General features: G+C 61.2%; 19 protein-coding genes and 3 pseudogenes. 13 read left to right on the forward strand and 9 right to left on the reverse strand.

The window, feature by feature from the left end; translation table 11 throughout:
• The first annotated feature begins 155 nt into the window (after positions 1-155).
• From ACR0ER_RS17120 to ACR0ER_RS17150, 7 genes and pseudogenes are all read left to right on the forward strand, one after another.
• Positions 156-1,388, forward strand: a complete 1,233-nt coding sequence (locus ACR0ER_RS17120; protein ID WP_480770044.1) for an MFS transporter — start codon at positions 156-158, stop codon at positions 1,386-1,388.
• Positions 1,385-1,852 (forward strand): Lrp/AsnC family transcriptional regulator, encoded by a 468-nt coding sequence (locus ACR0ER_RS17125; protein WP_480769976.1) that lies wholly within the window; start codon positions 1,385-1,387, stop codon positions 1,850-1,852. The genes ACR0ER_RS17120 and ACR0ER_RS17125 overlap by 4 nt, the downstream gene beginning before the upstream one ends.
• A gap of 73 nt (positions 1,853-1,925) precedes the next feature.
• On the forward strand, positions 1,926-2,618 hold the full coding sequence (locus tag ACR0ER_RS17130) for a lytic transglycosylase domain-containing protein (protein WP_480769977.1): 693 nt from the start codon (positions 1,926-1,928) through the stop codon (positions 2,616-2,618).
• A gap of 69 nt (positions 2,619-2,687) precedes the next feature.
• Positions 2,688-4,726: pseudogene (gene flhA, locus ACR0ER_RS17135) on the forward strand (flagellar biosynthesis protein FlhA).
• The gene (locus ACR0ER_RS17140; RefSeq protein WP_480769978.1) at positions 4,723-5,496 is read left to right on the forward strand and encodes a flagellar biosynthetic protein FliR; all 774 of its coding nucleotides are present in this window, start codon (positions 4,723-4,725) and stop codon (positions 5,494-5,496) included. The pseudogene flhA and the gene ACR0ER_RS17140 overlap by 4 nt, the downstream one beginning before the upstream one ends.
• Positions 5,493-6,581, forward strand: a complete 1,089-nt coding sequence (gene flhB, locus ACR0ER_RS17145; RefSeq protein WP_480769979.1) for a flagellar type III secretion system protein FlhB — start codon at positions 5,493-5,495, stop codon at positions 6,579-6,581. The genes ACR0ER_RS17140 and flhB overlap by 4 nt, the downstream gene beginning before the upstream one ends.
• Positions 6,578-6,961, forward strand: coding sequence for a hypothetical protein (locus ACR0ER_RS17150; RefSeq protein WP_480769980.1), 384 nt, complete (start codon positions 6,578-6,580; stop codon positions 6,959-6,961). Before flhB ends, ACR0ER_RS17150 begins: the two co-directional genes overlap by 4 nt.
• 24 nt (positions 6,962-6,985) lie before the next feature.
• Here ACR0ER_RS17150 and ACR0ER_RS17155 read toward each other — a convergent pair whose 3' ends face one another.
• The 9 genes and pseudogenes from ACR0ER_RS17155 to ACR0ER_RS17195 all read right to left on the reverse strand — a co-directional run bounded on the left by ACR0ER_RS17155 (position 6,986) and on the right by ACR0ER_RS17195 (position 11,530).
• Positions 6,986-7,489, reverse strand: coding sequence for a flagellar basal body-associated protein FliL (locus ACR0ER_RS17155; RefSeq protein WP_480769981.1), 504 nt, complete (start codon positions 7,487-7,489; stop codon positions 6,986-6,988).
• 12 nt (positions 7,490-7,501) lie between these two features.
• Complete coding sequence (gene flgH / locus ACR0ER_RS17160; RefSeq protein WP_480769982.1) at positions 7,502-8,233, reverse strand: flagellar basal body L-ring protein FlgH; 732 nt, start codon at positions 8,231-8,233, stop codon at positions 7,502-7,504.
• On the reverse strand, positions 8,233-8,649 hold the full coding sequence (gene flgA / locus ACR0ER_RS17165) for a flagellar basal body P-ring formation chaperone FlgA (protein ID WP_480769983.1): 417 nt from the start codon (positions 8,647-8,649) through the stop codon (positions 8,233-8,235). Before flgA ends, flgH begins: the two co-directional genes overlap by 1 nt.
• Positions 8,649-9,434: a flagellar basal-body rod protein FlgG gene (gene flgG, locus ACR0ER_RS17170; RefSeq protein ID WP_480769984.1), complete on the reverse strand. Its 786-nt coding sequence runs from the start codon at positions 9,432-9,434 to the stop codon at positions 8,649-8,651. Before flgG ends, flgA begins: the two co-directional genes overlap by 1 nt.
• 22 nt (positions 9,435-9,456) lie before the next feature.
• A complete protein-coding gene (locus tag ACR0ER_RS17175) occupies positions 9,457-10,167 on the reverse strand; it encodes a flagellar hook-basal body complex protein (RefSeq protein ID WP_480769985.1) in 711 nt (236 codons plus the stop codon).
• Complete coding sequence (locus ACR0ER_RS17180; RefSeq protein WP_480769986.1) at positions 10,167-10,439, reverse strand: flagellar biosynthetic protein FliQ; 273 nt, start codon at positions 10,437-10,439, stop codon at positions 10,167-10,169. Before ACR0ER_RS17180 ends, ACR0ER_RS17175 begins: the two co-directional genes overlap by 1 nt.
• A gap of 4 nt (positions 10,440-10,443) precedes the next feature.
• Entirely contained in the window at positions 10,444-10,734 is a 291-nt protein-coding gene (fliE, locus tag ACR0ER_RS17185; protein WP_170334638.1) for a flagellar hook-basal body complex protein FliE, read from the reverse strand.
• Positions 10,735-10,746: 12 nt separating this feature from the next.
• Positions 10,747-11,131, reverse strand: a pseudogene (gene flgC / locus ACR0ER_RS17190) (flagellar basal body rod protein FlgC).
• 12 nt (positions 11,132-11,143) lie between these two features.
• Positions 11,144-11,530, reverse strand: coding sequence for a FlgB family protein (locus tag ACR0ER_RS17195; protein WP_480769987.1), 387 nt, complete (start codon positions 11,528-11,530; stop codon positions 11,144-11,146).
• Between the two features lie 105 nt (positions 11,531-11,635).
• Between ACR0ER_RS17195 and ACR0ER_RS17200 the strand changes: the two are divergent.
• The 6 genes and pseudogenes from ACR0ER_RS17200 to ACR0ER_RS17225 all read left to right on the forward strand — a co-directional run bounded on the left by ACR0ER_RS17200 (position 11,636) and on the right by ACR0ER_RS17225 (position 18,859).
• Positions 11,636-12,956, forward strand: a pseudogene (locus tag ACR0ER_RS17200) (FliI/YscN family ATPase).
• A gap of 86 nt (positions 12,957-13,042) precedes the next feature.
• The gene (locus ACR0ER_RS17205; protein ID WP_480769988.1) at positions 13,043-13,879 is read left to right on the forward strand and encodes a flagellar motor protein MotB; all 837 of its coding nucleotides are present in this window, start codon (positions 13,043-13,045) and stop codon (positions 13,877-13,879) included.
• A 98-nt stretch (positions 13,880-13,977) separates the two neighbouring features.
• Positions 13,978-15,273: a flagellar hook protein FlgE gene (locus ACR0ER_RS17210; RefSeq protein WP_480769989.1), complete on the forward strand. Its 1,296-nt coding sequence runs from the start codon at positions 13,978-13,980 to the stop codon at positions 15,271-15,273.
• A 33-nt stretch (positions 15,274-15,306) separates the two neighbouring features.
• Positions 15,307-16,758 (forward strand): flagellar hook-associated protein FlgK, encoded by a 1,452-nt coding sequence (gene flgK, locus ACR0ER_RS17215; protein ID WP_480769990.1) that lies wholly within the window; start codon positions 15,307-15,309, stop codon positions 16,756-16,758.
• A 2-nt stretch (positions 16,759-16,760) separates the two neighbouring features.
• Positions 16,761-17,768, forward strand: a complete 1,008-nt coding sequence (locus ACR0ER_RS17220; protein ID WP_480769991.1) for a flagellin — start codon at positions 16,761-16,763, stop codon at positions 17,766-17,768.
• Complete coding sequence (locus tag ACR0ER_RS17225) at positions 17,765-18,859, forward strand: flagellar basal body P-ring protein FlgI (RefSeq protein ID WP_480769992.1); 1,095 nt, start codon at positions 17,765-17,767, stop codon at positions 18,857-18,859. Before ACR0ER_RS17220 ends, ACR0ER_RS17225 begins: the two co-directional genes overlap by 4 nt.
• The last annotated feature ends 37 nt before the right edge of the window (positions 18,860-18,896 follow it).

An 18,896-nucleotide genomic window follows, 5' to 3' on the forward strand; every position in this document is an offset into this window, starting at 1 on the left:
TGGTCCGCAAACTCAACGCTATCAATGGAATGCGGCCAAGTTGCGCAGATTTCTTGACCCCGAAGGCCTTGACGGGAAAATGGTTTTGGGCGCAACGCTTCGGGTCACATGGGGCTCCGGAGCGGGTCCGAATGGTCAAAAGGTCCTACCTGCCGATGCTGAGTGTCCTGCGAAATCAAACGTATCGCCATCTGCTGGCGGCACAGCTGGTTGCCCTGACGGGCACCGGGCTGGCGACCGTGGCGCTGGGGCTGCTGGCCTATGATCTGGCCGGAGATGCGGCGGGCATGGTTCTGGGCACGGCCCTGACGATCAAGATGGTCGCCTATGTGATCATCGCCCCACTTGCTGCGGCCATCGCCGAGCGGCTGGACCGCCGCCGAATGCTGGTGGCGCTGGATTTGGTGCGGGCGCTGGTTGCGATCTGTCTGCCATTTGTCACCGAGATCTGGCAGGTCTATGTGCTGATCTTCGTGCTGCAATCGGCCTCGGCCGGGTTCACCCCGGCGTTTCAGGCCACCATTCCGGATGTGTTGACGGACGAGCAGGACTATACCAAGGCCCTGTCCCTGTCGCGGCTGGCCTATGATCTGGAAAGCCTGCTGAGCCCGATGCTGGCCGCCGCGCTGCTGTTGATCGTCAGCTTTGACAGCCTGTTTTTGGGCACCGGGCTGGGGTTCATCGCCTCTGCCCTGCTTGTTGTGTCGGTTGCCCTGCCCTCGCCTAAACCGACGGAGCGCCGGGGCATCTACGACCGAACCACGCGTGGCATCCGTCTGTACCTGAACACGCCGCGCCTGCGCGGTCTGCTGGCGCTCAGTTGGACCGCAGCGGCGCTCAGCGCGATGGTCATCGTCAACACCGTGGTCATCGTCCGTGCCGATCTTGGCCTGTCCGAAAGCGCGGTGGCCATCGCTCTGACCGGGTTTGGCGGTGGCTCGATGCTGGCCGCGTTCACCCTGCCCAAGTTGTTGGACACCTACAATGATCGCAGCGTCATGTTGACCGGAGCCGCGATCGGCACTCTGGCGATGGGGGTCGCGACCGCTTCATTTGCCGTCACGCAAGTCTCCCTTATCGGGCTGACAATACTGTGGGCCTGCATCGGGTTCGGCTATTCCGCAACGCTGACCCCTTCGGGCCGCCTGCTGACCCGCTCGGCCCGCTCCGAGGACAGACCGGCGGTGTTTGCCGCCCAGTTCACCCTATCTCATGCGTGCTGGCTGGTGCTGTACCCGTTTGCGGGCTGGATGATGACGACGACCAGCGCCGCAACTACGCTTGCGGTCATGTCTGTGGTCGCATCGCCCGGCCTTGTGACGGCGGCCCTGATCTGGCCGCGCCCACGTCGGAAAGCTGTTTCAAAAGAACGCTCTGACACGTCTTGAGCCCCCCACCCTCTGTGCATTACACCTTGGTGATCATGGACCAGCTAGACCGCCGCATCATCGCCGCCCTGCAGTACAACGCCCGCGAGACGACCTCGAAGATCGCCGCGAAATTGGGCGTGGCCCGAACCACCGTGCACGAACGCATTCGCCGAATGGAAGAAAATGGGGTGATCGCCGGATACTCGGTGATCCTGAACAGTTCCGAGGATGCCCCGCGCGTGCAGGTCGTGGTGCTGTTGGAAGTGCAGCAAAAGGAAACCACGCGTATCATCAAACGGCTCGAAGCCTACCCCGAGGTCAAGCTCTGCCTGTCGATCAATGGCGAGTTCGACCTGCTGCTGTCGGCCGAAGCCCCAAGAATCGAGGATCTGGACATTCTGGTCGACGATCTGGCCAAGATCCCCGGCGTGCTGCGCACCAATACCAGCGTTGTCTTCGGTCGCCGGATCGACCGAAACTAGGTGGCTGATAACCGTCTGTAAACCCAAGCGGGACTAGCTTGGCCGGGACTGATCAGAATCCCGGACCGGCAGAATGCCCCATAGTTTGATCCTTGGCCTGAGTTTCCTTGCGCTATGTGCGGCGCAACAGGGCTTTGCCATGCCTGATGTCCGCGTGGCGGGGGTCTGCGATGCGGCCGCGCGCCGGGCCGCACTGTCCGAAGGCGTCCCGCTGGACGTGATGCGCGCAATTGCGCGGGTGGAAACCGGACGCCTGCGGGACGGACGGCTGGAACCCTGGCCCTGGACCATCAATGTCGAGGGGCAGGGGTATTGGTTCACCTCGGAAATCGAGGCGAAATCCTACGTTTTCAACATTTTCAAAGTAGGCAAGCGCAGTTTTGATATCGGCTGTTTCCAGATCAACTACCGCTGGCACGGCAAGGCGTTCCGCTCGATCGACGCCATGTTCGACCCGGATGAGAACGCAACCTATGCCGCGCGGTTCCTGAACGACCTCTATGCCGAGCTCGGCTCGTGGCCTGCTGCCGTCGGGGCGTATCATTCCCGCACGCCATCCTTGGCCAAGGCTTATTCCAGCCGGTTTCAGACCGTGCTGGCACAGTTGGACCAGACACTGCCCGCCGCTCCCGAAGAGGCGTCGCGCGACCTGTTCACCACCGCCGCAACCCCACTGATCCCGGTCAACCTGCCGCGATCCGGCAGCGTTTTGGGGTCACTGGTTCCGCCCTCCGGCACTGCGATCGCGTTTATTTCTTTCAACTAGGAGGCCTGCGTGCCAAAGATCGACGCCCGTTCCCTGTTCTCTCCGACCGTGCTGCTGGCGCTGGCGCTTATGACGGTCATCGTGATGATGATCCTGCCGATGCCCGCCTGGGTGCTGGATGTGGGGCTGGCGGCCTCGTTCGCGATGGCGGTTCTGATCTTCACGCTGACGCTGCTCATCGAACGGCCGCTGGATTTCTCGTCCTTCCCGACGATCCTGCTGGCCTCGCTGATGTTGCGGCTGTCGCTGAACGTGTCCTCGACCAAACTGATCATTGGAGAGGGGCATACCGGCCCCAACGCCGCCGGCGATGTGATCGAGGGCTTTGCCGATTTCGTCATGGGCGGCAGTATTTTCTTGGGTCTGGTGGTGTTCGGCGTGCTGCTGATCGTGAATTTCATGGTCATCACCAAGGGCGCCGCGCGGATGGCCGAGGTCGGCGCGCGTTTTGCGCTGGACGGGATGCCGGGCAAGCAGCTGGCCATCGACAGCGACATGTCCGCCGGGGCCATCGACCATAAGCAAGCCAAGGAACGGCGCGAGCGCGAACAGCAGGAGACCACTTTCTTCGGCTCACTCGATGGCGCATCGAAATTCGTCAAAGGCGACGCGGTTGCCGGTCTGCTGATCACCCTGCTGAACCTTGTGATGGGTCTGATCATGGGTGTGATCGTGCATGGGATGCCGATTTCTGCGGCGTTCGAGACCTATGCCATCCTGACCGTCGGCGATGGTTTGGTGTCGCAAATCCCGGCGGTGATCATCTCCATCGCCTCGGCCCTGCTGCTGGCACGCGGCGGCACACAAGGCGCCACCGACAACGCGATTTTCTCACAACTGGGCAAGCACCCGGCAGCGCTGGGAACGGTTGCGATCCTGATGGTGCTGTTTGCGCTGGTCCCCGGCCTGCCCTTCCTGCCCTTCATTCTGGGTGCGGGCGTGCTGGGCTATGCCGCCTTCAACGTGCACCGCAAACAAAAGGCCGAAGAAGAGGCCGCGATGGGTCCGGCACCGCAGGATGAAACGCCGGTCTCGCAGGCCATCGGCGACATTCTGGATCTGGACGACGTGCATCTGGAGTTCGCCCCTGATCTGGTCAGCATGGTCCTGAACCCCGGCACCGGTCTGGACGCGCGAATTGCCAATATATTGCCAATATGCGGACCTATGTCGCCTCAGGCTTTGGGCTGATCCTGCCCGATATCCGCCTGACCGACCGCGCTGATCTGCCCATGGGCACCTATGTGGTCAAGGTGCAAGGGGTGGAACAGGCGCGCGGTGTTCTGAACCCCGATCTTGTGCTGGCGCTGGTGCAGGATGACCGCGATATGCTGCCCGAAGGCAATGACGTGACCGAGCCCGTCTATGGCGCCCCGGCCCGCTGGATTCTGCCCAAGGATCAGGAGGCCGCGGCGATGAGCGGGGCCACCATTGTCTCACCGCCCGAGATTCTGGCCACGCATCTGCTGGAGATCATCAAACAGAACTTCTCGCGCCTGCTGACGCTGAAATCCCTGCGCCGCCTGCTTTCGGAAATGACCCGGCTCAGCGATCCGATCCGAGCCGAGGCCAACCGCAAGCTGCTGGATGAGTTGATCCCCGACAAGGTGCCGATCGACACGCTGCACGCAGTGCTGCGGCTGTTGCTGGAGGAACGTGTCTCGATCCGCAACATGGCGCTTATTCTGGAAAGCGTGGCCGAGGCGCGCCTGACCATCACCCAGCCCGAGGGCATCTGCGAGTTGGTTCGGCAACGGCTGGGTTTCCAACTGGTGGCCGAGATGAAACGCGAGGATGGCTCGATCCCCCTGATCCAGCTGGCCCCGGAATGGGAGGACACCTTCGCCACTTACCAGATCGACGCGCCAAATGCCGGGTTGGACGTGGCGCTGCCGCCGAACCTGTTCAACAAGCTGGCCGATGGGGTGGTTGGCAGTGTGGCACAATCCGCCGATCACGGGGTGTTCCCGGCCGTTGTCACCTCAACCCGACGACGCAGGCTACTGCGCACCATCATGCACGCGCGCGGCATCGCCAACCCGGTTCTGTCCTTCGAGGAAATCGGGCTTGAGGCGCGCCCCGCGCTGGTTGGAACAGTGCCCGCGTGATCGCGCTGCCGCCAGAACTTCTGCCCCAGTTGGGCGAGGGTCTGTGGCACCTGTTTGCCGTCTTTCTTCGCGTCTCAGCCATGGTCTCATTGTTGCCGGCCTTCGGGGAACGCAGCATCCCGACCCGCGTCAAACTTGGCATCGCGGTAGCGTTTACACTGATTGTGGCGCCTGCGGTGCAGGCCGGGGTCGTTGCGCCCGACCTGTTTCCGCTGGCGCGGATGATCGTGGTTGAGACCCTGATCGGAGTAGTACTGGGGCTGGGCCTGCGCCTGTTCGTACTCGCCCTGCAAACGGCTGGATCGATTGCAGCGCAGGCGACCTCATTGTCTCAGATCCTGGGCGGAGCGGCAGCCGATCCGGTCCCTGCAATGGGGTATCTGCTGACTTTGGCGGGACTTGCCCTGGCGGTACTGCTGGGCCTGCATATCCGCGTCGCGCAGTTTCTGATCCACAGCTATACCCTGTTTCCGATGGGTTCCGCGCCAATGGCGCCAGACCTGTCGCAATGGGGCGTGCAGCAAATCGCGCAAAGCTTTGGTATGGCTTTTGCGCTGGCCATGCCCTTTGTCATCGCCTCGCTGATCTACAACCTCGCACTGGGGGTCATCAATCGTGCGATGCCACAGCTGATGGTGGCCTTTGTCGGTGCCCCCGCCATCACCTTTGCAGGGCTGTTCCTACTGTTTGCAGGCACCCCTCTGATCCTGGCAGTGTGGTCCGACGACCTGTTCGCCTTCATGGTAAACCCGCTTGAGGGCACACGATGAGCGGATCGGATGACGACAGTGACAAGTCTTATGAGCCGACGCCGCAGAAACTGCAGAAGGCGCGGGAAAAAGGTGAGGTTGCCAAATCCAACGATCTTTCCGTTGTGGCTGCCTATACCGGGTTTCTCGTCGCGTTGTTTGCAGCCGGTCAGTTTGGCGTGCAGCATATGGGGTCCCTATTTGTCGTCCTGATTGATCAGGCTGAAACACTTGCCCCATTAGTGACCGACGGCCCAGCGGCAAGCCCGGTTGGCGGGATGCTAAAAACCGCCTTGCTGTCCGTCTCGATCCTGTTTGCCCTGCCCGCCTGTGCTGTTCTGCTCAGCCTGATCGCCCAGCGCGCGCTGATCTTTGCGCCCAGCAAGCTGAAACCGAAACTGTCCCGTATCTCGCTCCTTTCCAACGCAAAAAACAAATTCGGTCGCGGCGGCCTGTTCGAATTTGCCAAGAGCTTCGTGAAACTGGTGATCTACGGCACCTGTCTGGCGCTGTTCCTGCGCTCGAACCTGAGCGAGATCCTATCTGCCAGCGCCGCCCCTGCGCGGTCCTCGGTGATGCTAATGATGAACCTGCTGTTTCGCTTCCTGTTCATCGCCATTACCGTGGCCCTGGTGATCGGGGTGGTGGATTACCTGTGGCAATTTGCCGAACACATGCGCAAGAACCGGATGTCGCGAAAGGAAATCCAAGACGAAACCAAAGACGCCGAGGGCGATCCGCATGTAAAACAGCAACGCCGCCAGCGGGCGCAGGATATCGCGACAAGCCAAATGATGTCGGATGTGCCATCGGCGGATGTGGTGATCGTCAACCCGACCCACTATGCGGTGGCACTGAAATGGGCTCGGACGGCGGGCTCGGCTCCGGTTTGTGTGGCTAAGGGCGTAGACGAGGTCGCCGCGGCGATCCGCGCACACGCCGCCGAATCCGGTGTGCCTATTCACTCCGATCCGCCCACCGCGCGAGCGCTTCACGCGGCCGTCGAGATCGGTCAGGAAATCGCCGAAGAACACTATCGTCCCGTGGCCGCCGCGATCCGGTTTGCCGAGGCGATGCGCAATCGGGCAAAGGGACAGATCAGATGAGACAGGACGGGTTTTCAGACCTCGAAAAAGTCACCGAGGCCGCGTTCCAAAAGGAATACAACGCCCTGCGCCCGCTGATAGAAGCCGAGGCGCGGGTCCAGCAACAACTGGCGCGACTGGATGCTCAGGTTCAGCAAACCCGTCAGGACAGTGCCTCGGCCGAGGGGTATCGCGTCACCGGCACGGACGTTTTGTGGAATGGATGGGAATCGGCCACACGCCGCGAACTGAACATGGAACTCGCTCGGCTACGGGCGCAAAAGCTGACGGCGATGGAGGCGTTGCGCACGGCGTTTGGCCGCCAGCAGGCTGTTGCGAACCTGTCGGTGGCACAGAAATCGGCACGCAAACAAGCGTTGAACAAGAAGCTGTCCGTTTAACCGGCTTCGGCTACGCCGCCCGGTTCAGACATCCTGACGGCTGACACTCATGATCAGAACCTGCGAGACGTCATCCCCCAGATCACGACGTGCTGTCTCAAGTAGGGCTTTGCGCAACACTTTCAGATTATCGGATTCGGTGAAGGCGCCATCAAAACCCCCGGTGTTGGCGTGGTCGAACATGACCTGAAGGAACCCGTCGCGCAGCTTTGGCTCGACCGCGTAAAAGGCCTCGGTCATGCCGGCGGTGATCTCAAGGCTCAGCGACATGGTGACTAGCGCTTCGATGCGTTCTGAATCAACGACCGGCACCACGAATTGCTTGGTCAGCTTGAGGTATTCATAGTCGCTTGGCTTGTTCTTTTTTCCTGTCTTGTCGTCCTGGGCTTTTGCGGATTTCTCCTTGGGCTTATCCGCCTCTACCTGTTTGGCGGCCTCTTTCGACCCTGACGGTGCCAGCATGACGCCTGCCCCGACACCGGCCCCTAGACCGACCAGGAGAAAGATGACGGGCAACAATTTCTTCATCATATCTGCTCCTTAATACGGCAGCACGGCATCAAGAATTTGCTGACCGTATCGCGGTTGCTGCACGTCGGTGATCTGTCCGCGACCGCCATAAGACACGCGGGCCGAGGCGATTTTGTCATAGGTGATCTCATTCTGGCGCGAGATATCCTGCGGCCGCACATAGCCCGCAACCAACAGCTCGCGCAGCTCGAAATTCACGCGTAGTTCCTGTGAGCCCGAGATCGACAGAACACCGTTCGGCAGCACATCGATCACGGTGGCGGCGACACGCAGGGTCAGCTTCTCTTTGCGCTTCACTGATCCTTCGCCGGTGCTTTCCGAAGTGGACTCGATCTCGACCGCATCAGCAAGCGACGCACCCTCCGGCAGATGCTTGGCCGCACGTTGTGGCAGGCCGAAAAGACCATCAATACCCAGACTGTCCGAAGCAGAGCGCGACCGTTCCGTGTCATTCGAAAACTCGGCTTTCTCGTCCAGTTCAATTACGACCGTCAGGATGTCACCTTTCTTGATCGCCCGCTGATCACCCAGCAGCGATTGCTGACCACCGCTCCACAACGAAGACTGGTCAACGTTACGCTGCGGTTGCGTGTACAGCGGCAAGCCCGGCCACAACATTGCAACATGTTCAGGTGAGTCCTCATTCGGTGTGAAACTGGGTGGCTTACCCAAATGATCCACCCGACCGCAGGCCGACAGGGCAAGCACTGTAAACAACAGAGATTTCGAAAGTCCTGACATCATTTCACCTCGATTTGGCCGTCGGGCCGGATAAGACCGGTCACGGTCGTGCGGGAGGACAAGTTCATCACCCGGATGCGCTCCCCGGCGGCGCCGCGCCCCAGCGCGCGGCCTTCCGCGGTGATCGACAGCGGTTTGCGGTCAAAGATCAGCACAACCAGATCGTTGCGATCCACCAGCGCCGGCGCGCCGATATCTCCGGCGCGGATCGGACGCCCGGGATAGAGGGCGACACGTGCCTCTTGGCCGATCAGAAATTCGGGGTCGGTCATCGCCCCGGGCACTTGTTGCGCCTTGATTTCAAGATCGGTCGCCGAAATGATCTCCTTGGCGCGGATGGTGCGGGTCGGCACGACAATGTCGGCGTGCACAAAAACCGGCATCAGCAGCCCCACAATCAGGATCAGGGCCCGCATCACCGCACCTGCGTCGTTGCGCCCATCATCTGATCGACGGCAGAAATGACCCGGGCGTTCATTTCATATCCACGCTGTGCCTCGATCAATTCGGTCACCTCGCGGATTGCGTCGACCGAGCTGTCCTCAAGATAGCCCTGCCGCAAGGTACCCAGCCCGTCCTCACCCGGGGTGCCAACCACCGGTGCGCCGGACGCCTCGGTTTCCTTGAACAGGTTGCTGCCGATCGCCTCGAGCCCTTTGGCATTCGAGAAACTGGCCAGCGTAACTTCCCCCAACAACTGCCCCTCGGGCGCATCGTCGAAATAGGCATAGACCTCGCCCGAAGCGTTGATCGAGATCGAATGCGCATCGTCGGGAATGGTGATCTCGGGTGCGACCGCGTACCCGTCGGACGTGACGATCAGCCCTTCGGCCGAGCGTTTCAAGCTGCCATCGCGGGTAAAGCCGGACTGACCGTTGGTTAGCGTCACCTCAAGATAGCCGCGGCCTTCGATGGCGACGTCCAGATCATTGCCGGTGGCCGACAACCCGCCCTGAGCCAGCTGCACAGTGACAGCCGCCGGACGCACGCCCAGACCCAGCTGAATGCCGGTGGGCAGAACCGTGCCATCATTGGCGTTCACCGTGCCGGCCCGCGCCATCTGCTGATAATGCAAATCCGCGAACTCGGCCCGGCGTGCGTTGTAGCCGGTGGTGTTCGTGTTCGCCAGGTTGTTCGAGATCGTCTCGACCCGCATCTGCTGCGCGGTCATGCCCGTTGCTGCGATTTTCAAAGCCCGCATGTTGATATCTCCTTCTCACTAATCAGCGCATCAACGCCTTCAGTGCTTCGCGCGCGCGTTCGTCTTCGGTTTCCAGAAAGCTCTGCCCCAGTTCATAGGCGCGCTGGATTTCAACCAGCCGCGTCACCTGATGAACGGCGTTGACGTTGGACCCTTCGAGAAACCGATGCACAACAACCGGGTTTTCCGCCGGTTCAATCTCACCTTCTGCGCGGAATTGTGTGCTGCCTTCTCGTACCAGCGTGCTGGGATCGGCCACGCGGTAAACGCCGATCTGCCCCAGAAACTGCCCTTCGATACTAAGCGTACCGTCGCTGCCCACATCGATCGAGGCCGCATCCGGAGGGATGAAAACAGGCGCGCCGTTCACATCCATCACCCGATGACCGTCCATCGTGACCAGATCGCCCTTTGCACTTGGGGAAAAGGCCCCTGCCCTTGTCAAACGATTGCCGGACGCGGTTTCAACCATGAAAAATCCGTCGCCTTCTATGGCGAAATCAAACTGGCCTCCGGTTTCAGTCAGAAGGCCCTGCTGCAGGGAGGTATTGCGCGTCTCGGCCCGCGCCATCGACAGCGAGGGGTTGCCCAGCATGTCACGGACGAATTCGGAAAACACCAAACCCTGCGCACGGTATCCGGTGGTGTTGGCATTGGCGATATTGTTCGCCACCAGCCGCATTTCATTCATCAGTCCGGACTGGCGGGACAAGGTGACATAGGCGGTATCCATCAGTGGCCTCCTGCAATCAGTGGGATGAGGGTTGTGGTGAAGAACGTCACCAGCGTCTGGGTCATGAAGCCCATCGAAATCCAGAACACGATGACGATGGCGATCAGCTTGGGCACGAAGGTCAGCGTCATCTCCTGCACCGAGGTCAGCGCCTGGAACAGGCCGACGATCAGGCCGGACACCAGCGCCACCGCCAGGATCGGGACCGAGGTGATCACCGCGACCCACAGCGCCTGACGCACGATGTCATAGAAGAGACCTTCGCTGAGCATTTCGTCAGACCGGCATCCGCAGGATTTCCTGATAGGCCTCGACCACCTTGTCGCGCACGACCACGGCCGTTTCCACCGCCAATTCGGTCTGCGCCAACGCCTGAACCAGCGCGTGTGGGTCAGCCTGTCCGGTCATGGCGGCCTGAGAAACTTGCTCGCTCTGTTTTAGCGTCGCGGCAAAGTCCTGAAACGTGTTGCGCAGCCCTTGCGCCGGTCCGGCGTGATTTGGATCGGCCTGCGTGGCCGGGCGCGCAACGGCATAGTTCTGGGCTGCGGTCAGGGATCGGATATCCATTCTGGTGTCCTTTTATCTTCTGAGGAGTTCCATCAGGCTCGACGACATCTGGCGTGTCTGGTCGAACATCTTGAGATTGGCTTCGTAGCTGCGCTGCGCTTCACGGGCGTCGGCGATCTCGATCATCAGATCGACATTCGAGCCACGATAGTGACCGGTTTCATCCGCCATCGGGTGGCCGGGGTCATAGATACGTGTCCCGCCACGGCGGTCCAGCTTGACGCGCCCGGCCTCCACCAATTCGCGCCCGTCTTTCTGCACCGTCTCAAACGGCACGGTCTTGCGACGATAGCCCGGCGTGTCGGCGTTCGAAATATTCTCGGACACGTGCCGCAGGCGCGATGATTGCGCGCAGGGCGCTGGTCGAGGCGGCGAGGGAATGGGAAAAATCACTCATGTGCGGCGCTCCTTACGACCGGCCAATGCTGCTGCGCAGGATGTTCATCGAGGATTTGTAGATGGTCAGCGCCCGGTCATGCTGACGCTTGACCTCGACCGCTTTGAACATCTCTTCCTCAACGGACACGCCGTTGCCGTTGGGGTCGCCCGAGGGCGCTACCTCATATTCGGTCCAGGGCTGCGGACCAGAGGCACCATTCAGGTGACCGGCCCGCGTGGCGGTCATGGCGACCTCACGGGCCGAGTTTTCGAATGCTTTTTGAAAGGCCTCGATATCGCGGGGCTGGTAACCCGGCGTATCCGCATTGGCCATGTTGCGCGCGATGACGGCCTGCCGTTGCCCGGCATGGGTAGCCATTGCGTGTGCTGTCTTAAAGACGTTCAGGTCATAGAACATCGGGGCTTCTCCCTCGATCAATTTCAATCAAGGCTTAACCCCGATTCCTTTAGAAAGCGTTTTCAGAAACCCGTTGGAGAACCCACGATGTCCGATCTCGATCCGATGCTTCTGAAATGCGAATTCGACCGCCTGTCCGCCTTGCGCCATATGGGCCGCGTGTCCGGCGTGGCGCGTGGGGTCATTGAAATACAAGGGCTTGAGGGGCAGGCGCGGATCGGCGATCACCTGACCCTGCGGCGGCGCAGCGGGCCGGATCTGCCGGGCGAAGTGCTGCATGTCGAATCGGACGTGATTCACATGATGCCGATCGCCGCGCCGGATGGGGTCTGCCTGGGCGACCGGGTGATTCTGGATCAGACACCTGCCTTTGCGCCGGGCATGCACTGGCTCGGGCGGGTGGTTGATCCGTTCGGCAAACCGCTGGACGGGAAGCCTTTGCTGTCGGGCACGCAGGAACAGGACATCATGCGGGCACCGCCCCCGGCCGTGAACCGCAAACCGCTGGGCGCGCGGATGGAGACAGGGCTGGCCATGCTCAACACCATGCTGCCGGTGGTGCAGGGTCAGCGGATCGGTCTGTTCGCTGGGTCGGGTGTGGGCAAATCCACCCTTCTGGCGACGCTGGCGAAATCGATGCAGGCGGATGCGGTCGTGGTCGCTCTGGTGGGCGAACGCGGGCGCGAAGTGAACGAATTTGTCGAACAAGCTCTGGGCGCCGAGGGGATGAAACGCGCGGTCGTTGTGGCGGCGACGTCCGACCAGTCGGCATTGGCACGCAGACGCTGCGCGTGGTCGGCGATGTCGGTGGCGGAGTATCTGCGCGACCAAGGGCTGAACGTGCTGTTTCTAGCCGATTCGGTGACCCGCTTTGCCGAGGCGCATCGCGAGATCGCCGTTGCGATGGGAGAAGCGCCGTCGCTGCGCGGCTTTCCCCCGTCGGTCACGCCGCTGATTGCCGGGCTCTGCGAACGCGCCGGTCCGGGCACCGCAGATCAGGGCGACATAACCGCCGTGTTCAGCGTTCTGGTCGCCGGGTCGGATATGGACGAACCCGTCGCCGATATCTTGCGCGGCGTGTTGGACGGGCACATCGTACTCAGCCGCGACATTGCCGAGCGCGGGCGGTTCCCGGCCATCGACCTCAGCCGCTCGGTCTCGCGCAGCCTGCCGGGCGCGGTGACGCCGGGAGAAAACCAGATGATCTCGGATATCCGCAAACTGGTCGGCTGTTATGAGCAGTCAGAGGTGATGATCAAAGCGGGGCTTTATACCGAGGGCGCGGACCCGCTAGCTTGATCAGGCCGTGCGCGTGCACGAGGAACTGGACGTTTTCTTTGGCAAGGCTGAGCCAGACGGCATCAAGAACAGCTTCAACCACTTGCAACTGATCCTGCGGCGGGCCAACGCCACCGTGCCGCGCTAGAGAAGTCCGGACAGTTTTAAGTGTTAAGCCCACCTTAAGACCTGCCCGGCTACCTCTGTAGTCGGGTGATAAAAAAGGTGGTGGAGATGGGTGCGCAATCCAATGCGGCGCCAATCATCATCAAGAAGAAACGTGTGTCAGGTGGCGATGGCCACCACGGTGGCGCGTGGAAGGTCGCATATGCCGACTTTGTCACGGCCATGATGGCGTTCTTCATGTTGATGTGGCTGCTGAACGCAACGACCGAGAAACAACGCAAAGGGCTGGCGGATTACTTCTCGCCGACGATTCCGGTGAATCCGGTCTCGGGTGGCGGTGACGGAGCCTTTGGCGGCAACAACATGTTTTCCGAAAAGACCATGGTGATGGATGGCTCGGGGGCGGCCAAACGGCATCCCACAGTCGCCCGGCAAGCGCGCGGGTCGATCGGGGTGAACCCGGATGGCGACAAGGAAGTGTCCGACGATTTCTCGACGCTCGAGGCAGAACTATTGGGGCATACCGGGGAAAGCATGGTTTCGGACAAGGTGCTGAAACACATCGTCACGCGCGTCACCGACAAGGGTCTGGTGGTCGAGTTGTTCGATACCGAGGATCAGCCGCTGTTCGAATCGGGCACAGATGAACCGACCCCGATGATGCGAGCGCTGGCACTGCTCGTGACACGTTCTTCGGATCTGGTGACCAATGACGTTGCGGTCGAAGGCCACGTTCGCGCCTCGCCGGTGGTTCTGGCGCGAGATCCATCCTGGGATATCTCGACCTCACGCGCACAGGTGGTGCGGCAACTGCTTGAAGATAAGGGGTTTGCGACGTCGCGACTGGATCGCGTGACCGGTCACGCCGACCGGGAATTGTCAGATGAAAACCCGATGGCCGTGCGTAACAACAGGATCGAGATCATTTTCCTGCGCGAGACCTGACGATCAAAGGATAGACCGCATTTTACCTGTTAGCGCGCTGTTAAGGGGCAGTGCGTTAGCTGTTGCATCAAAGATTGACGCAACAGAAGGGCGTGCCAATGACGATTTCCTCCTCGCTGAATGCCGGTGTGGCCTCATTGAAGGCCAACGCCAACCGGCTGGCCACCATTTCGGACAACATCGCGAACTCCTCGACCTTCGGCTACAAGCGGGTCGAGACGGATTTTCATTCGATGGTCACGTCGGGCCAGGGCGGCAGTTATTCGGCGGGTGGGGTCAGAACCACCAGTCAGCGTCTGATCGATCAGCGCGGATCGCTGGTGACCACCAACAACTCGACCGATCTGGCCGTGCGGGGTCGGGGCATGTTGCCGGTGCGCCCAAGCTCGCAAATCGCGGGCGGATCGAATGAGATGCAGCTGACCACGACCGGATCGTTCCGCACCAATGAGGAAGGGTATCTGGTCACCGAATCCGGCCTTGTCCTGTTGGGCTGGCGTGCAAATCCTGACGGGTCGATTCCGGCAGTGCCGCGGGACACCCCAGCAGCGCTGGAACCCATTCAGCTGAGCGTCAATCAACTGTCCGGCGCGCCGACCACGGCAATGAACCTGCGCATGAACCTGCCGGCCACGGCGACCGATGTCGGCGTGCCGGGTGACACTCAACCCCTGTCTGTTGAGTATTTCGACAACCTGGGCAAATCCGAAAGCGTCGACATCGAGCTGGTACCAACCGTGCCTGCCGTCGGCAGCAGCAATGAATGGACCATGATCCTGCGCGATTCGGCCTCGGGCGGGGCGGTGATCGGGGAATATACCCTGACCTTCACCGACAGCCGGACCGCTGGCGGCACGCTGGCAAATGTCACAACCGTATCCGGCGGGGCCTACGATCCGACCACCGGCAGCCTTGTGGTAAACGTCGCCGGTGGCCCGATGGAGGTCAATATCGGCCAGATCGGCGACGCGGACGGCATCACGCAGCTGTCCGACACCTTCGCGCCGGTTTCGATCACGCGCGACGGCTCGGCCGTGGGTACTATGACCAGCGTTCAGGTCGATGAAAACGGCTATGTTTATGCGTTTTATGATACCGGTATCAGCCGCCGCATGTTCCAAATCCCTCTGGCGGATGTGCCCAATCCCAACGGGTTGACCGCGCTGGACAGCCAAACCTATGCGCCGTCCCGCGCAAGCGGCACCTTCTTCCTGTGGAATGCAGGCGAAGGGCCGACCGGAGACCTTGTCTCCTTCGCGCGCGAGGAATCGACCACCGACATCGCGACCGAGCTGACCTCGCTGATTCAAACCCAACGCGCCTATTCCTCGAGCGCCACGGTGATCCAGACCGTCGACGAGATGCTGCAGGAAACCACCAACATCAAACGCTGATTTGGGTTTTAACCCGGAAAGGGGGGCTGTCCGATGAATATGACGACGGCATTCAACAACGCAGTAAGCGGTTTGACGGCCGCGGGTCGGGGCACGTCGGTTGTGTCGGACAATATTGCCAACGCGCTGACCCCCGGCTTTGCCCGCCGGTCGCTGGAGCTGAAGACAAATACGATCTCGGGCCATGGTGTGCGAACCGTCGGCGTGGTGCGCAACCAGGATCCGGTCCTGACCGCCAATCGCCGCGCCACCGATGCAGATCTGGCGTATCAAACCGCCGTGTCCAGCTTTCACGCCGGGGTCGAAAGTTTCATCGGTGCGGCTGACCATCTGTCATCACCGGCCACCCGGTTGGCCGATTTCGACAGCAACCTGATTACGGCAGCCAGCCTGCCCGACTCGTCCGAGCGTCTGGATCAGGTCGCCCGCACTGGGCGCGATCTGGCCAACCGGATCAATTCCGCCTCCGAAGGCGTGCGGCAGCTGCGCTCGGACGCGGATCGAACCATTGGCAAGCAGGTGGACAGACTGAACCAGACCCTCAAGGATATCGAGAAGCTGAACGCCAGAATTCCGTCGGTCAAGCATTCGGGCGGTGACATCGGGGCCTTGCTGGATCAACGGCAGGTGCTGATCGATCAGGTCAACGAATTGGTGCCGGTCAACGCGGTGCCACGGGCGAACGATCAGGTGTCGCTGTATTCCTACGGCGGCCTGATCCTGCTGGAAGGCACAGCGACGCAGTTTTCCTTTACAACCACCGGAGACACCAAACCCCATATGACGGTCGGCAACGGCCTGCTGTCGGGGTTGGAGATGAACGGCAATCCGGTGCGCACCGGTGGAGGCACCGCTCAGATTCGCGGCGGTGCGTTGATGGCGCAGTTCCAGATCCGCGATGAGCTGGCGGTTGAAGCACAGGCCAATCTGGACTCGGTCGCCCGGGACCTGATCGAACGGTTCGAAACCCCCGGTCTGGACCCCTCCGCGCTGCCCGCCGATACGGGCCTGTTCACCGACGCCGGTAACCGGTTCGATGTGACGGCTCCGGCGGGGCTGGCCTCGCGCATTAGTCTGAACACGATTGTCGATCCCGACAATGGCGGCGACAGCTGGCGGCTGCGTGACGGACTGGGCGCAGCAGTCCCCGGCGATCCGGGTGATGCAACACAGCTGCAGGCCTTTGGTGCCATTCTCAGCGATGCGCGTCCGGTTGCGGGGTCACCCTTTGGCACCGGTGCCATGCGCGCCTCGGATATGACCGAGGCGCTTTCGTCCAAAGCTGGCGCCAACGCCCACGCGGCCAGCCAGCGCCTGACCTTCGCCAACAGCGCCCAGCTGGAAATGGCCCGGATCGAGGCCGAAGACGGCGTCGACACGGATCAGGAACTTCAGCGCCTGATGCAGATCGAGCAGGCCTATGCCGCCAATGCCCGGGTCATTTCGGTGGTGGATGAATTGATGAATACGCTGTTGAGGTTGTGATGATGAATTTGACGTCTATTGGTGATCTGGCGCGGGGCATGACATTGAAGACCCGCTCGGCCGAGCTGAAAACCCAGATCGAAACCCTGTCCTATGAGATGTCCACTGGCAAGGTTCAGGATGTATCCGGGCGACTGGATGGCGATTACTCGCACCTGCTGGATCTGGACCGCAGCCTGTCGCGGCTGGACGCCTATCGGGTATCCACGGCCGAGGCCGGGTTGTTCACGGACGCCATGCAGCTGAGCCTGACGACGATTGATGGCTCAGTCAGCGAATTCACCGCGTCCCTGCTGTCTTTTGGCACATCGAACCAGGCGGTCAGCCACGAAAACGCGTCCGTGCAGGCGCGCAACGAGTTAGACACGATCATGTCTGCGCTGAACACTCGGGCGGGTGGGCGTAGCCTGTTTTCCGGCGTCGCCACGGATGTCTCTCCCTTGCCCTCAACTGACACGCTGCTGACTGCTCTGGAGGTTGAACTGACCGGGCACGCCACAGTGTCGGATATCCGACAGGCGGCAGAGGATTGGTTCAACGACCCGGCGGGGTTTGACGCAGTGATCTATCAAGGATCAGACACCACCTTGGCCGCTATGCAAATTTCCGAGAATGAAAGTGTTCGTATTCCGATCACGGCGACGGACCCTGCGATCAAGGATGCGCTGCGGGATATTGCCGTCGCGGCGCTGGTGTCGGATGACAGGCTCAACCTGCCGCGTAATCAGCGCACGGCGTTGTTCACGCAACTGGGCGTCGATCTGGCCAATACCCAGAATGATATCGTCAACCTGCGCGCGCAGGTGGGGTCGGCCGAGGCGCGGATCGAACAGGCCGCCACGCGCAACAGTGCGTCGCAGACCAGCCTGGAATACAGCCGGAATAAACTGATTGCAGCGGACCCATATGAAACCGCCGCGCAATTGCAAACCGTGCAGTTTCAGTTGGAAAGCCTGTATTCCGTCACCGTTCGCAACGCGAACCCGTCGCTGGTGAATTTCCTGAGATGAAACTTCTTGCTTTCCTATTGATGATGCTGCCCGGGATCTCCTCAGCCGGTGCGATCCGCCTGAAGGACCTTGTGGATTTCGACGGGGTGCGGGGCAATGATCTGGTGGGTCATGGCCTGGTTGTCGGTCTGAACGGCACTGGTGACGGGCTGCGCAATTCGCCCTTCACCGAAGAGATCATGTCCAACATCCTCGAACGGCTGGGCGTCAACGTGAACGGAGAGGATTTTCGCCCCAAGAACGTGGCGGCCGTGTTGGTGACCGCCAGCCTGCCGCCTTTTGCCCGGGTCGGCGGACAGATCGACGTCACGGTATCGGCGATCGGTGATTCAAAAAGCCTTCTGGGCGGCACCCTGATCATGACACCGCTGAATGCGGCAGACGGGCAGATTTATGCGGTGGCGCAGGGCACGGTTCTGGCCGGTGGCGCCGTGACCGAGGGCGAGGCTGCTTCGGTCGTGCAGGGGGTTCCGACCTCGGGCGTGATCCCATCGGGTGCGCGGGTGGAGCGTGAAATCGACTTCGACCTCTCGACACTGACGCAAATGCGGTTGGCCCTGCGCGAGCCCGATTTCACCACCGCCAACCGCATTGAGGTTGCGATCAACTCCGAATTCAATCGGGCAGTGGCAATCATGCGAGATTCCGGGACGGTTGAGCTTAACATCGCCGCGACGCGGGCAACTTCGACGGCGCACGCGCTGGGCCGGATCGAGAATATTCTGGTCGAGCCGGAAACCAAGGCCCGCGTGGTCGTCGATCAACGCTCGGGCACCATCGTCATGGGGCAAGAGGTGCGAATTTCGCGCGTTGCGGTATCCCAAGGCAACCTGACCCTGACGGTCGAGGAATCGCCAATCGCGGTCCAACCCAACCCGTTTGCCCGCGGCGAGACTGTTGTCGTCCCCCGCACCTTTGCTGGCATCGAGGAGGAGGAAGGTACCGGACTGGCGGAAATTCCCGAAGCGGCCACTCTTTCCGAGGTTGTGGCGGGTCTAAACGCGCTTGGCGTGTCGCCCCGCGATATGATCGACATTCTGAAAACGATCAAAGCGGCCGGGGCACTGCACGCGGAATTCGTCGTGCGATAGTTACATGGTTGCCGGGGTGATGGCGGGATCAGGTGAT

It is taken from the genome of Ruegeria sp. CH8, assembly GCF_056536985.1.

Bases quoted from the DNA above. Each gene is read 5' to 3' on its own strand.
- ACR0ER_RS17120 (WP_480770044.1), top strand. From the start codon at position 156: ATGCTGAGTGTCCTGCGAAATCAAACGTATCGCCATCTGCTGGCGGCA.
- ACR0ER_RS17130 (WP_480769977.1), top strand. From the start codon at position 1,926: ATGCCCCATAGTTTGATCCTTGGCCTGAGTTTCCTTGCGCTATGTGCG.
- flhB (WP_480769979.1), top strand. From the start codon at position 5,493: ATGAGCGGATCGGATGACGACAGTGACAAGTCTTATGAGCCGACGCCG.
- ACR0ER_RS17150 (WP_480769980.1), top strand. From the start codon at position 6,578: ATGAGACAGGACGGGTTTTCAGACCTCGAAAAAGTCACCGAGGCCGCG.
- ACR0ER_RS17155 (WP_480769981.1), bottom strand. From the start codon at position 7,489: ATGAAGAAATTGTTGCCCGTCATCTTTCTCCTGGTCGGTCTAGGGGCC.
- flgH (WP_480769982.1), bottom strand. From the start codon at position 8,233: ATGTCAGGACTTTCGAAATCTCTGTTGTTTACAGTGCTTGCCCTGTCG.
- flgA (WP_480769983.1), bottom strand. From the start codon at position 8,649: ATGCGGGCCCTGATCCTGATTGTGGGGCTGCTGATGCCGGTTTTTGTG.
- flgG (WP_480769984.1), bottom strand. From the start codon at position 9,434: ATGCGGGCTTTGAAAATCGCAGCAACGGGCATGACCGCGCAGCAGATG.
- ACR0ER_RS17175 (WP_480769985.1), bottom strand. From the start codon at position 10,167: ATGGATACCGCCTATGTCACCTTGTCCCGCCAGTCCGGACTGATGAAT.
- ACR0ER_RS17180 (WP_480769986.1), bottom strand. From the start codon at position 10,439: ATGCTCAGCGAAGGTCTCTTCTATGACATCGTGCGTCAGGCGCTGTGG.
- fliE (WP_170334638.1), bottom strand. From the start codon at position 10,734: ATGGATATCCGATCCCTGACCGCAGCCCAGAACTATGCCGTTGCGCGC.
- ACR0ER_RS17195 (WP_480769987.1), bottom strand. From the start codon at position 11,530: ATGTTCTATGACCTGAACGTCTTTAAGACAGCACACGCAATGGCTACC.
- ACR0ER_RS17205 (WP_480769988.1), top strand. From the start codon at position 13,043: ATGGGTGCGCAATCCAATGCGGCGCCAATCATCATCAAGAAGAAACGT.
- ACR0ER_RS17210 (WP_480769989.1), top strand. From the start codon at position 13,978: ATGACGATTTCCTCCTCGCTGAATGCCGGTGTGGCCTCATTGAAGGCC.
- flgK (WP_480769990.1), top strand. From the start codon at position 15,307: ATGAATATGACGACGGCATTCAACAACGCAGTAAGCGGTTTGACGGCC.
- ACR0ER_RS17220 (WP_480769991.1), top strand. From the start codon at position 16,761: ATGAATTTGACGTCTATTGGTGATCTGGCGCGGGGCATGACATTGAAG.
- ACR0ER_RS17225 (WP_480769992.1), top strand. From the start codon at position 17,765: ATGAAACTTCTTGCTTTCCTATTGATGATGCTGCCCGGGATCTCCTCA.